Raw genomic sequence first — 12,744 nt, forward strand, 5'->3', positions numbered from 1 at the left:
TCTAATTGCCAACCTACTTGCTCATAAAAAACAGTAGAAGTATGTTCTAAAAAAGGAATAACTTTATCTAAACTCTTTTTTAAACCATATACATCAAGTGTTTTTTTGTAATAAAAAAATTTTTATGTCAGGTTTTATTGTTTTTAAATAATAAATATTTTGAAAGTATTGTTTAATTACAATAATTATTCTGTAATTATAATTTTGCAGTCTATCTACAAATGAAGAAATTTTTTCGCCCAATTCAAATTTTTTTAGTTTTTTGATTTGAGACTTAATTAATTTCTCACTTTCTATTTCAACAGTATTTTTTATTATTTCAAACATTTTTATAATCTCTTGCATTTTATCCCCCAAAAGACAGTTAAAGAATTATATCGAAATTTAAAAAGCAACTTATTTTAAATCAACTTTCCTTTATATTAAATTAATTTTTGAAAAAATATAATTTATTTTTTAATATTTTTTGAGGTTTATTGTATATTTTTTCTTCAACACTTTCAGATCCATTATTTTTCTTCGATTCATATTATATAGCAATTAAATTTTCTTACTCATTTTTTCTATATATATTGAAATTAAAAATAATAATGTTAAAATAAAAAGAATGAATTATTTACCTGAAGGAATATAATGATTTCAAAAATATTTATCGATACGCTGATATTAATTACGGTATTTAATCCTTTAGAAGCGGCTATTGTTCTACTGTCTATAAGAAATCCATATGATAATGATACAAAAATAGCTTTTATTTCTTCGCTAACTGTATTTGTTTTATCTTTTATAATACTTTTTGTTTCTTCTTTCTTATTTACTCATATTCATTCCGACATACTGCCCGGCAATGAAACCCTTTATATAAACGTTGTCAAAATAATAGGTGGGATACTGCTTTTTTTTGTGGGATGGATTATGATAAACGGAAAAAGAGCAAGCAATATGGTACTTAATAAAAAAGAAAAAAAATTCGCAAAAGAAAAAGAAGAAATTGCAATAATACCAATGGCTGTACCAGTTATATTAGGACCTGGAGTGTTTACCGTGCTGCTTGTACTTGGAGACAGGGCAAAAAACACGATTTCTAAAGAAGAACTTTTTATCTCACTGGTGCTGTCAATGCTTGTAATGTATCTGACGTTAAAATATGCCGAAAAAATTATTAAATTTCTAGGTCTTCACGGTATTAAAATAATATCTTTGCTTACGGGTCTGTTTATTATGTTTATTTCTATAATTTTCTTTATAAACGGGTTAAAAGGAATTTTAAGCTTTATGTAAAATTTTTTCTATTTTTACATCGCTTCCGAATATTTCCCTTACTTTATTTATAACTTTTTCCGAATTGTCTGTAAGTATTGATTCTGCAGGTTTTTTTCTTTTTGTTTCAATTTGTGTTAATTCATTTTTTTTTTCACATCTGAGAGGTTCTATTTTTGTGCCTATACCGAATATTTCATTAATCAGAGGCCTTATAACCGGTGAAAAAAATCTTTTAAACATTTCTTTACATTCACTGTCCGGGCAGCTTTCCCATTTTAAAACTTTGTTTTCAAAAGAGATAAATTTAACGCTTGTTTCAAAACATACTCCGAGGTCTATATCTTTTTCTTTTATTTTTGTTATAAGTTTTTTAAACAGATCTTCCGGAGAATCAAAAACTTCTTCTTTTTTAGGCTCGTAATTTTTAAGATCGATTTTGCGTTCAAAACTTTTAATCAAATCATCTATTTTATGAGGCTTCATTGCTTCAATCATTCTAAAAAACATTATCGAAAGCACAAATTCGTTATCTGTGTTATATTTAATCAGTTCTTTAGTATCGGCTACGATATTAAAAAATCTCTGAACCGTAATTAGAGGCAGACCGCCTTCGAAAAGAGCGTCTTTTAAGTATATGATAATTTCATCTATTATTGATTCTATATCGTAATCTTTTATTTCGCTTATAATTTCCTTCACTCTTTTTTTATCAGCGTTTTTAATATTTTCGAACAGTTCCGTAATTGTTTCAGGATTAACGACACCCAGCATATCCACAACGCTGTCTAAATCAATTCTTCCTTTTGAAAATGCTATAGCCTGATCAAGCAGCGTCAGCGAATCCCTTACAGAACCTTTTGCGGCTTTGATTATAAGCCTTAATGCGTCTTCATCAAATTCTACATTTTCTTTTACTAAAATTTTTATAAGATAATTATGTATTATAGAATCTTTTATTTTATTAAACCTGAAATGCTGAACACGGCTTAGTATAGTTGCGGGAAGTTTCAAAGGATCCGTTGTAGCCATTATGAACTTAACGTATTCAGGAGGCTCTTCAAGCGTTTTAAGCAAAGCGTTAAACGCTTCGTTTGTCAGCATATGAACCTCGTCAATTATAAATATCTTATATTTACCTACGCTAGGTTTATATTTGGTATGTTCGATAAGTTCTCTTATATCCTCTATTTTACGATTGCTGGCCGCATCCATTTCGATAATGTCAATATGTCTGTTTTCATTAGCCATAACGCAGTTTTCGCACTCTTCACAAGGATCCGAAGTAGGCCCTCTGTCACATTGAAGAGCTTTTGCAAGTATTCTTGCCGTAGTCGTTTTACCCGCTCCTCTGAGTCCCGAAAACAGATAAGCGTGTGCGAGTCTGTTATTGTCAAGAGAATTTACTATCGTTTTGACGATTGCATCCTGACCGATAATTTCTTCAAAACGTTTAGGTCTGTATTTTAATGCTAAAACCAACAACTGTTCCTTTATTATTTTCTAGATAAGATAGCTTCGACTATTGCATACGCAACACTGTCTTTATTTTCGATAAAATCGTTTGTGAGCATTTCGTCAGTAAAGTCAAAATCAAAAAATGTCTGATTGTTTACAAATTCCTGAAGATCAAAATTATTATTTATCGCAAAAAATTTATTTACCAAATTTCTTACTTCGTCGCTGACTTCTTCTCTTTCAAGAAGATTTTTTAGATACTGTACTTCTTTATTTGCATTAGTTTTCAAAAGTTTACTGATAAAATTGTACTTATCTTTATTGCACCAAATCATATTTTAAAACATTCCTTTTTTTAACTTAAAAGCCTTTAATAATTATAACCCGATATAATTGTAATGTCAATTAAAATTTAATATTGGATAAATATTTCTTATATGTCTAGATATAAACAGTGACAGACACTTATATTTGAAGAATTAAATGGTAGTGAGGGGGAGACTTGAACTCCCGACCTCCGGCTTATGAGACCGGCGCTCTAGCCAGCTGAGCTACCCCACCAAGTTATGTGGAGTGAAATTATAACCACTTTTTATTTAAAATTCAAGAATTTTTTTAGCAAATTTAAAAAACATATTTGAAAAGCTTTTTTGAATATTCGCATGAACGCAAAAAGTTACTAAACGTAACACAAAACATTAAATGAAATGTAAAGTAATATTAAAATAACTTAAAATGCTATAATTAACAAAAAAAGGAGAAAAAATGAGATTATTTAAAGGACTGTTAAGTATAGCAGTGGCAATGAGTTTTTCGTTTGCGGCTGATTATGTAATCAAGTTTTCGCACGTTGTATCGCCAAATACGCCAAAAGGTAAAGCGGCTGATTATTTTGCAAAGAGAGTTGAAGAATTAAGCCACGGAAAAATAAAGGTTGAAGTATATCCTAACGCCCAGCTTTGCGGAGACAAAGTCGTTCTTAGAAAAATGAAATTCAATGCGGTTCAGATGGCTGCGCCTAGTTTTTCAAAATTTACAGGACTGGTACCTCAGCTGGCACTGTTTGACCTGCCGTTTTTATTTAAAGACGCAAACCATTTACATAAAGTATTGGACGGTGAAGTAGGACAAAAACTTTTAAAAATGGTAGACGCAAAAGGCTACGTTGCGCTTGCTTACTGGGATAACGGTTTTAAACAGCTGACTGACAGCAAAAGACCGCTTATTAAACCAAGCGACGCGGCCGGATTAAAATTCAGGGTTATGAGTTCTAAAGTTTTAATTGCACAGTTTAAAGCGCTTAATGCAATTCCTGTAGTTTTACCGTTCAGTGAAGTATATTCTGCATTACAGCAGGGTGTTGTTGACGGACAGGAAAATACAATTTCAAATATCTATACAAAAAAATTCTATGAAGTTCAGAAATATATGACTATTTCAAATCACGGATATCTCGGTTACATGGTAGTTATCAGCAAAAAATTCTGGAACAAGCTTCCAAACAATCTAAAAGCGGTAGTCAAAGAAGCAATGAAAGAAGCTACTGCAAAAGAAAGAATCTGGGCAAAACAGCTTAACGACTCTCAATTTGCAAAAATTAAAGCTTATGCGGATAAAACAGGCAAACTTCAAATCATAAAACTTACAAAAGAACAAAGAGAAGCGTGGGTAAAAAAATTAAGAACTATTTATCCTAAATTCTACGGAATGATCGGAAAAGATTTAATTGAAAAAGCAATTAAAGCCGGTGAATGAAATTTTTAGACGTAATAGACAGAATTATCGGTTTAATTAACGAGTTTATAGCAAGCTTCGGCATAGCTGCCGGAGTTTTGCTGGCTTTCATAAACGTTGTGGCAAGATTTGCTTTTCACGAAGGAATAGACTGGGCTTTTGAACTTACAAACTATCTTTTTATATGGTCTGCATTTTTCGGAGCTAGTTACTGTTTCAGAAAAGAATGCCATATCAGAGTAACTATTCTGCTTGATATACTTCCGCCTAAACTGGCTAAACTTTCGTCACTTCTGGCACATTTGATTACTCTTGGTTATCTGCTTGCTGTTGCGTATTACGGATATCTGTTTATATTTGACCCGGATTTCGGTCTTAAAGCAAGCGGGGAAATAAGCGTGGATTTAAATATTCCTATGTGGATACCGTATCTTGTGATACCTATTGCTTTTCTTACGGCTGCATACAGGGTATTTGACAAAACAATAGAGCTTATAAAAACTCCGGCCGATCAGGTTGTAACCAAAACGGAACATGAAATGATTATTGAAGAAATGGAATTACAGATGAAAGAGGTTAAAAAATGATAGTAGGTGTATTATTCGGAATATTCTTTCTGCTCCTGTTTTTAAGCGTGCCTGTCGGAGTCGCTTTAGGAGCGTCTACATTCCTGACTTCATATTTTTTTGAAGGGCCGGAAAGTTTAATCGATCTTGCCAGCGCCGTATTCAGCAAACTAGACAAATACGCCCTTATGGCGATTCCTATGTTTATCTTAGCGGGAAATCTGCTTAGCAAAGGAAGCAGCGCAAGGAGAATAGTAGATTTTGCCAGAACGTTTGTAGGGCATCTTCCGGGAGGTCTTCCTATTGCAGCCATATTTGCCAGTATAATTTTTGCAGCCGTTTCAGGCAGCTCTCCTGCGACTGTTGCGGCAATCGGTTCTATTATGTTCGGAGCCATTACCGCTGCCGGATATCCTAAAAGCTACGCAGTCGGAACAATTACTGCATCAGGAAGTCTGGGAATACTAATTCCTCCTAGTATCGTAATGATTATATACGGCGTTACAGCTGAAATAAGTATAGGTAAACTGTTTATTGCAGGTATCATTCCCGGGCTTTTAATCGGTTTTATGCTTATGGCCGTAACATACATAGGAGCTAAAAGACTTGGATTCAAAAAAACAAAACCGGCAAGCTGGAAAGAAAGATGGCAAAAATTTAAAGAATCGTTTTGGGCGTTAATGACAATAGTCATTATTATAGGCGGTATTTACGGCGGTATATTTACGCCTACTGAAGCTGCTGCTGTCAGTGCCGTATGGGCTTTGTTTATTGCTATATTTATTTATAAAGACATTAAAATCACAGAACTTAAAACAGTGTTTTTAGAAAGCGCCAAAACAAGTGCGATGATTATGTTTATCATTGCAAACGCTTCAATATTCGCATATTTCCTTACATTAGAAAACATACCTCAGATGTTAAGCGATTTTGTTGTTCAGATGCATCTGAATAAGGTTATGTTTTTAGTAGCCGTAAATATTTTATTACTGATTGCAGGTAATTTTATGGAACCAAGCTCAATCATAATGATAATGGTCCCTCTTCTGCTACCTGTGGCTAAAATGCTGGGAATCGACCCTATACATTTCGGAGTTATTATTACAATCAATATGGAACTCGGAATGTTAACGCCACCGGTAGGGCTCAACCTGTTTGTAGCAAGCGGTATAACGGGACTTTCTATAAAAGAAGTTGTAAAAGCTGTACTGCCTTGGTTTTTTGTAATATTTATAGGGCTTCTTCTTATCACTTACATTCCTCAGATATCTTTATGGCTTCCTAATGTAATGATGGGTAATTAACCCTCTTTTTTACCCTGCTTTTTATTTTAATTAGATTTTAAATATCATAATATAAAAATATTTATAAATTAAATCAATTAACTTTATTTAGTAATAAAGACTAAAGTTTTCTAAAAAAATTGTTAAAAAATATTGACTTTTTCATATTTTTCTATTATAATTCCGTCAGTTAAAATAAATAACTGCTAAAGGAGGCGGAAATGTTTAAACCACTTGGACTTAGAGTATTAGTAGAAAGAGTTGAAGAAGAAGCAAAAACAGCAAGTGGAATTATTATTCCTGATAACGCAAAAGAAAAACCTCTTGAAGGTAAAGTAGTAGCAATTTCAAAAGAAGTTGAAGAAGATGAAAACCTTCCTTTAAAAGAAGGTGACAAAGTAGTATTTGCTAAATACAGCGGAACTGACATTACAATTGACGGAAAAGAATACTTAGTATTAAATACTGACGATATTCTTGGAATTATAGAATAAGGAGGGTGAAATGGCAGCAAAAGATGTAGTATACAGCGATGTAGCAAGAAACGAATTATTAGCGGGTGTTGAAAAACTCGCAGACGCAGTTAGAGTAACAATGGGTCCAAAAGGTAGAAACGTTCTACTTCAAAGAAGTTTCGGAGCACCTCACATTACAAAAGACGGTGTTTCTGTGGCAAAAGAAATCGAACTTAAACACCCTGTGGAAAATATGGGTGCGCAGCTTGTTAAAGAAGTTGCAAGCAAAACTGCTGACGAAGCGGGTGACGGTACAACAACCGCAACTGTTTTAGCGCATGCAGTATTTAAAGAAGGTCTAAAATACATTACAGCCGGTGCAAACCCTGTAGCAGTTAAAAGAGGAATGGATAAAGCTGTTGAAGCTATTATCGCGGAACTTAAAAACATGAGCAAAACTGTTGAAAACAAAGAGCAAATCGCTCAGGTTGCAACTATTTCAGCAAACAACGACAAAAAAATCGGTGAACTTATTGCCGAAGCTATGGATAAAGTAGGAAAAGACGGTGTTATTACTGTAGAAGAAGGTAAATCACTTCAAGACGAACTTGAAGTAGTAGAAGGTATGCAGTTCGACAGAGGATATTTATCACCATATTTCGTAACCGATACTGAAAAAATGGTTGCTGAACTAAATGACGCATACATTTTACTATACGACAAAAAAATCAGCAACATGAAAGATTTATTACCGTTACTTGAGCAAATGGTTCAAGGCGGAAACAAACCGTTATTAATCATTGCTGAAGATATCGAAGGTGAAGCACTAGCTACACTTGTAGTTAACAAACTTAGAGGTGTTCTAAACGTATGTGCAGTAAAAGCGCCTGGATTTGGTGACAGAAGAAAAGCAATGCTTCAGGATATCGCAATCCTAACTGGCGGTCAGGTAATCAGCGAAGAGCTTGGTAGAACACTTGAAAGTGCAACTTTAGCAGACCTTGGACAGGCTGGAAGAGTTGTAGTAGACAAAGAAAATACAACAATCGTTGACGGTAGAGGCGACAAAGCTGCTATTGAAGCTAGAATCGCTCAAATCAAAAAAGAAATCGAAGAGACAACAAGCGATTACGACAGAGAAAAATTACAAGAAAGACTTGCTAAACTCAGCGGAGGTGTAGCTGTAATCAAAGTTGGTGCGGCAACTGAAACTGAAATGAAAGAGAAAAAAGACAGAGTTGACGACGCACTTAGCGCAACTAAAGCGGCTGTTGAAGAAGGTATCGTTATCGGTGGTGGTGCTGCAATCCTTAAAGCTGCAGCAAAAATCAATGTAGACGCAGAAGACGCTGATGAAAAAATCGGTGTAGATATCGTTAAACAGGCTGTAAAAGCGCCAATTAAACAAATCGCTAAAAACGCAGGATTCGAGCCTGGAATCGTTGCAATGAAAGTTGAAGAAGCTGATGAAAACACTGGATTCAACGCAGCGACAGGTGAATATGTTGATATGTTCAAAGCTGGAATTATCGACCCGACAAAAGTAGAAAGAATCGCATTACAAAATGCTGTATCAGTAGGAAGCCTTCTTCTTACAACTGAAGCGGCTGTAACTGAGGTTCCGGAAGAAAAACCGGCACCGGCTGCTCCTGACATGGGAGGAATGGGCGGAATGGGAATGATGTAATCATTCCTTTCCTTTTCTTTTCTGTATAACACACCAAGTGTCAGGCACCAATAAATATTCCTTATCAAACTAATACACTAATTGCAGATTCAATTCCACTTGTTTAAACAAAACAGATAACTATAAAATAGAAATAATTTAGTGTCAGACGCCAAATAACACAAAAAAGAAGAAAAAGAAGAAATTAATCTCTTCTTTCTTTAATTCTAGCTTTTTTACCAGTTTTTCCTCTTAGATAGTAAAGTTTAGCTCTTCTAACTTTACCTTTTCTAACTACTTCGATTCCTGCAATGCTTTCGCTGTATAGAGGGAAAATTCTTTCTATTCCGATATTGTTAGCACCGATTTTTCTAACAGTAAATGTTTTTCCGGCACCTTTACCTTTAATGGCAATTACAACACCTTCAAAATTCTGAATTCTTTTTTTGTCACCTTCTTTAATTTCAACTGCCACTCTTACAGTATCCCCAGGTCTGAACTCAGGTACTTCTTTACCTTCGATTTGTTTAGCTTCAAAAGCTTCAATATATTTATTGATCATTTCGTCTCCTTTGTGCCATTGGCCCTTTTGGGCATTCACACTTAATTTGAAGCGAAATTATACCAAAAATTATAATTATTTTCAAAATATTATTTTTGTATTAATTTTTTCAATATTTGATTATCAACTATGTTATAATTTTTTGTAACAAAGGAGCTTTATGAATAATGAAATACTAAAAGAATTAAAAAGATTAAACCTTTTATTTGTTGACGATAATAAATTAATTACAGATTTGGGTAAATCTCTTTTTTCTGAAATATTTAATTCTATTTCAATAGCTTCGAACGGCGAAGAAGCATTAGATTTATTAAAAAACAAATCTTTTGATATAGTAATCACTGACATTAATATGCCTAAAATGGACGGATTTGAACTTGTCAGGCATATTAAAAAAAACTATCCGGAGATATTAGTCGTTTTTTTATCTGCTTTTTTTGATACCGATACGCTTTTAAAAGCGATAGAACTGGATGTGGACGGATTTTTATTAAAACCTTTTGATTTGGACAAATTTTTTTCCACAATGTACAATATTCTTTATTATAAGCTCGAGCTTCAAAAACAAATACACTTGTTACAGCAATATAAACATATTGTCGACGACAGTCTGATTGTTTCTAAAACCGACTTAAAAGGCAACATAACTTATGTAAATGACGCATTTGCAGACATTTCCGGATTTACAAGAGAAGAATTAATTGGCAAACCTCACAATATCGTCAGACATCCGGATATGAAAAAAGAGGTCTTCAAAGAACTGTGGGAGACTATTTTAAATAAAAAAACCTGGAAAGGATTAATAAAAAACCGCAAAAAAAACGGAGAAGCCTACTATGTTGAAAGTGTTGTCAAACCGATATTTGACAGAGACGGCAATATAAAAGAATTTATTGCTTTAAGAAAAGACGTTACTAATTTTATAAACGCTGAAAAGCTTATAAACGATAAACTTCAGGTTTTAAACGAAGCTCTTTTAATTTTAATCAAAATAGATAATTTCAGCAATATAAAACTTGTATACGACGAGGACACTATTACCAAACTTAAAACAAGACTGACCAAAAGAGTTAAAAATCTACTAAAAGAGCATTTCGGAAACATTGAAGAGTATTCCGTACAAGATGATATGTTTGGATTTTTAATAGAAAATTTTCAAAAAGAGAATTTGCATAATATAATGCAAGATATCGTAAAAAACGTTCTAAACCATCCTATTATCATTAACGGTTTCGAATATTACCCGTTAATCAAAATCAGTTATGCTTACGGGAAAATACATCTTTATGAAAATGCCATAACAGGATTTGACGAAATTGAAAACACAGAAGAAAGAGTAATCCTCGCCAACGGTCTTTGCGCTAAAAAGAAAATAGAAATTTTAAAAAATATGGAAACGCTGAAACTTATAAAATACGCTATTAGAAACAATAAAGTAATTTCACTTTTTCAGCCTATAGTAAACAATAAAGACAATACTATTGCCAAATATGAATCTTTAATTAGAATAATTGACCACGAAAACAATCTTTTAACTCCTTACCACTTCCTGGAAATAGCAAAAAAAGCCGGCCTTTACGGAAGCCTGACACTAAAAGTGTTAGACAATACGTTTAAAACATATAATGAAAAACATGTTCCTATTTCTATTAATTTATCTCCAAGCGATATTTTAATAGAATCAATAAGAAACTATATTTACGAACTTTTAGAAAAATACAAACCGGAAAAAGGCATGATAACTTTTGAGCTGTTAGAAGATGAAATTATCAAAATACAGCATACTATCAGTGATTTTATTAAAAATGTTACGAAATTAAACGCTGATGTGGCTATTGACGATTTCGGAAGCGGTTATTCGAATTTCACAAGAATTATTGAGGCTAAAGCCAGTATTATTAAAATAGACGGCGTATTAATAAAAAACATCGATAAAGACAAAACGAAAAGAGATATCGTAGAATCAATCGTAAATTTTGCAAAAAAAGAAAATAAACAGACCGTTGCCGAATTCGTAGAAAACAAAGAAATATATGAAACTATTAAAAGCTTAGGCGTGGATTATTCACAAGGATATTATTTCAGCAAACCGATACCCGCAGATCAGATTAAATCCGGCCTGTGAAATTTAGTTTTATATTCAGCTAGTTTTTTTTGCCAATTTTGAATTTTTTTGTGATTTCCGCTTTTTAGAATTTCCGGAACTATACCGTCTTTAGAAAACTGAGGAGGTTCAAGAAGTCTGTTTCCAAAGCTCTCCCCCTCTAGTGAATGAATATTGCCAAGCACTCCTTCTACATTTCTCAAAACGGCATCGGCAATTACTAAAGCTCCAAGCTCACCGCCGGTAAGTATATAGTCTCCTATACTTAAAACCTCATCGGCAAAATCCTCTATCAGTCTTTCATCAAACCCCTCATACCTTCCGCATACAAGTATTAAAACTTCTTCACCGGCTAAACGCACCGCGTCTTTTTGGTTAAACTTTTTCCCCACAGGTGTTAAAAATACAGTTTTAGAATTTTTATATTTTGTTTTTAAAGACAAAAGACACTTTCTAAGGGCAGTGTTGTCGATTATCATACCGGCACCGCCGCCCACTAAGGGAGTGTCTACCCTGTTATATTTATTTTCTGCGTATTCTCTGAAATTAACGAATTCTATTTGAAAAAGAGCTTTTTCTCTTGCTTTTTTTAAAATGGAATCTTCAAAATAACATTGAATTAAATTTGGAAAAAGAGTTACGAAGACTATTTTCATAACAGAGAATCAAGCAGTTCTTTTGCACCTGTGGCTTCAATTTTTTTGTTTTCTACATCTACATCTTTAACGTTTCTTTTAAAATCGATTAAAAATCTTTTAGGATAGCCTTTTTCTATAAAAGCCTCGTCGGTGTTTATAACAAGATAATCGGTTTCATTGGCTCTTTCAATTTCTTTGACCCTGCCTAAAAGCTCACCGTTTTCATATACATCACATCCGATAATATCAAACCAAAAATACTCGTCTTTTTTTAATTTAATATTTTCTTTTGTCGCTTCTTCAGTCGTATAAAGCATTCTGTTCGTAAGTTTTTTAGCATCTTCCGGCGTATCCACGCCTTTAAACTTAACAAGTCCTCTTTTTAAATCCAATTTTTCAATTGTAAGTGTAGTTTTATCTGATTCAAAAGTTGTATTGGGTTTGAACTGTTCTGGAAAGTCAGTTAAAAGGTGGATTTTTTGCCACCCTTTAATTCCGTAGCTTTTACCTATTTTCGCAATAGGAATTTTATTCATCTTCAGTTTTCACCGTTATTTTATAATTTTTATTTTCTTTTGCTCTGCATCCGCTTATAACGGTTTTTATTGCTTTGACCATTGAGCCTTCTTTGCCGATAATTCTTCCCACATCGGCTTTTTTTGCATATATTACTATTTCATCAAAATCTTCGTGAGGCACTACTTCCACCTTCACATTTTCAGGTTCATATGCCAGTAATTTAGCAAACTCCGTAACGAAATCAACAACCATTAAGCGTTGTTTTCCTCAGCTATTTTTTTAAGTTTAGTAACTCTTTCACTCATTTGAGCGCCAACACCTAACCAGTAGTTAAGTCTGTCTAAATCCATTTTAACTGTTGCAGGTTCAGTCATTGGGTTATAATATCCGATTGATTCAATCCATCCTGAATCTCTTCTTTTTCTGCTATCTGTTACAACTATTCTATAAAAAGGTCTTTTTTTTCTACCAAATCTTGCAAGTCTTACTTTTACCACGT

15 protein-coding genes and 1 tRNA gene are annotated in these 12,744 nt (G+C 33.3%); 7 read left to right on the forward strand and 9 right to left on the reverse strand.

Features of this window, described 5'->3' with window-relative positions; all coding sequences use genetic code 11:
- Window positions 1-93 precede the first annotated feature (93 nt).
- Entirely contained in the window at window positions 94-327 is a 234-nt protein-coding gene (locus C3L23_RS07770; RefSeq protein ID WP_168175729.1) for a hypothetical protein, read from the reverse strand.
- Between the two features lie 306 nt (window positions 328-633).
- Here C3L23_RS07770 and C3L23_RS07775 point away from each other — a divergent pair, with 306 nt between their 5' ends.
- Window positions 634-1,281: a MarC family protein gene (locus tag C3L23_RS07775; RefSeq protein ID WP_127681493.1), complete on the forward strand. Its 648-nt coding sequence runs from the start codon at window positions 634-636 to the stop codon at window positions 1,279-1,281.
- On the opposite strand, the gene C3L23_RS07780 is transcribed toward C3L23_RS07775, so the two are convergent.
- The 3 genes from C3L23_RS07780 to C3L23_RS07790 all read right to left on the reverse strand — a co-directional run bounded on the left by C3L23_RS07780 (window position 1,267) and on the right by C3L23_RS07790 (window position 3,279).
- Window positions 1,267-2,742 carry a DNA polymerase III subunit gamma/tau gene (locus C3L23_RS07780; protein ID WP_127681495.1) on the reverse strand — a complete coding sequence of 492 codons (1,476 nt, stop codon included), beginning with the start codon at window positions 2,740-2,742 and terminating at the stop codon, window positions 1,267-1,269. The two genes, C3L23_RS07775 and C3L23_RS07780, sit on opposite strands and share 15 nt — an antisense overlap.
- 14 nt (window positions 2,743-2,756) lie before the next feature.
- Complete coding sequence (locus C3L23_RS07785; protein WP_127681497.1) at window positions 2,757-3,053, reverse strand: hypothetical protein; 297 nt, start codon at window positions 3,051-3,053, stop codon at window positions 2,757-2,759.
- A gap of 149 nt (window positions 3,054-3,202) precedes the next feature.
- Window positions 3,203-3,279 (reverse strand) — tRNA-Met (locus C3L23_RS07790).
- Between the two features lie 204 nt (window positions 3,280-3,483).
- Here C3L23_RS07790 and C3L23_RS07795 point away from each other — a divergent pair.
- The 5 genes from C3L23_RS07795 to groL all read left to right on the forward strand — a co-directional run bounded on the left by C3L23_RS07795 (window position 3,484) and on the right by groL (window position 8,443).
- Entirely contained in the window at window positions 3,484-4,473 is a 990-nt protein-coding gene (locus tag C3L23_RS07795) for a TRAP transporter substrate-binding protein (protein WP_127681500.1), read from the forward strand.
- On the forward strand, window positions 4,470-5,039 hold the full coding sequence (locus C3L23_RS07800) for a TRAP transporter small permease (RefSeq protein WP_127681502.1): 570 nt from the start codon (window positions 4,470-4,472) through the stop codon (window positions 5,037-5,039). The genes C3L23_RS07795 and C3L23_RS07800 overlap by 4 nt, the downstream gene beginning before the upstream one ends.
- Window positions 5,036-6,322 carry a TRAP transporter large permease gene (locus C3L23_RS07805; RefSeq protein WP_127681504.1) on the forward strand — a complete coding sequence of 429 codons (1,287 nt, stop codon included), beginning with the start codon at window positions 5,036-5,038 and terminating at the stop codon, window positions 6,320-6,322. Before C3L23_RS07800 ends, C3L23_RS07805 begins: the two co-directional genes overlap by 4 nt.
- 200 nt (window positions 6,323-6,522) lie before the next feature.
- Entirely contained in the window at window positions 6,523-6,795 is a 273-nt protein-coding gene (groES, locus tag C3L23_RS07810; protein WP_127681506.1) for a co-chaperone GroES, read from the forward strand.
- A gap of 10 nt (window positions 6,796-6,805) precedes the next feature.
- Window positions 6,806-8,443 (forward strand): chaperonin GroEL, encoded by a 1,638-nt coding sequence (gene groL, locus C3L23_RS07815; protein ID WP_127681508.1) that lies wholly within the window; start codon window positions 6,806-6,808, stop codon window positions 8,441-8,443.
- 184 nt (window positions 8,444-8,627) lie between these two features.
- Here the strand turns inward: groL and rplS are convergent, their stop codons facing one another.
- Complete coding sequence (gene rplS, locus C3L23_RS07820; RefSeq protein WP_127681510.1) at window positions 8,628-8,984, reverse strand: 50S ribosomal protein L19; 357 nt, start codon at window positions 8,982-8,984, stop codon at window positions 8,628-8,630.
- 160 nt (window positions 8,985-9,144) lie between these two features.
- Between rplS and C3L23_RS07825 the strand changes: the two genes are divergently transcribed.
- Window positions 9,145-11,109, forward strand: a complete 1,965-nt coding sequence (locus C3L23_RS07825; protein ID WP_127681512.1) for an EAL domain-containing protein — start codon at window positions 9,145-9,147, stop codon at window positions 11,107-11,109.
- On the opposite strand, the gene trmD is transcribed toward C3L23_RS07825, so the two are convergent.
- The 4 genes from trmD to rpsP are packed head-to-tail and all read right to left on the reverse strand — an operon-like array spanning window position 11,088 to window position 12,742.
- Window positions 11,088-11,744, reverse strand: a complete 657-nt coding sequence (gene trmD, locus C3L23_RS07830) for a tRNA (guanosine(37)-N1)-methyltransferase TrmD (protein WP_127681514.1) — start codon at window positions 11,742-11,744, stop codon at window positions 11,088-11,090. The two genes, C3L23_RS07825 and trmD, sit on opposite strands and share 22 nt — an antisense overlap.
- A complete protein-coding gene (gene rimM / locus C3L23_RS07835) occupies window positions 11,741-12,262 on the reverse strand; it encodes a ribosome maturation factor RimM (RefSeq protein ID WP_127681516.1) in 522 nt (173 codons plus the stop codon). The genes trmD and rimM overlap by 4 nt, the downstream gene beginning before the upstream one ends.
- A complete protein-coding gene (locus C3L23_RS07840) occupies window positions 12,255-12,497 on the reverse strand; it encodes a KH domain-containing protein (protein ID WP_127681518.1) in 243 nt (80 codons plus the stop codon). Before C3L23_RS07840 ends, rimM begins: the two co-directional genes overlap by 8 nt.
- On the reverse strand, window positions 12,497-12,742 hold the full coding sequence (gene rpsP / locus C3L23_RS07845) for a 30S ribosomal protein S16 (RefSeq protein WP_012663771.1): 246 nt from the start codon (window positions 12,740-12,742) through the stop codon (window positions 12,497-12,499). Before rpsP ends, C3L23_RS07840 begins: the two co-directional genes overlap by 1 nt.
- Window positions 12,743-12,744 lie beyond the last annotated feature (2 nt).

Origin of the sequence: Nautilia sp. PV-1 (assembly GCF_004006315.1) — a bacterium.
GTDB lineage: Bacteria > Campylobacterota > Campylobacteria > Campylobacterales > Nautiliaceae > Nautilia > Nautilia profundicola_A.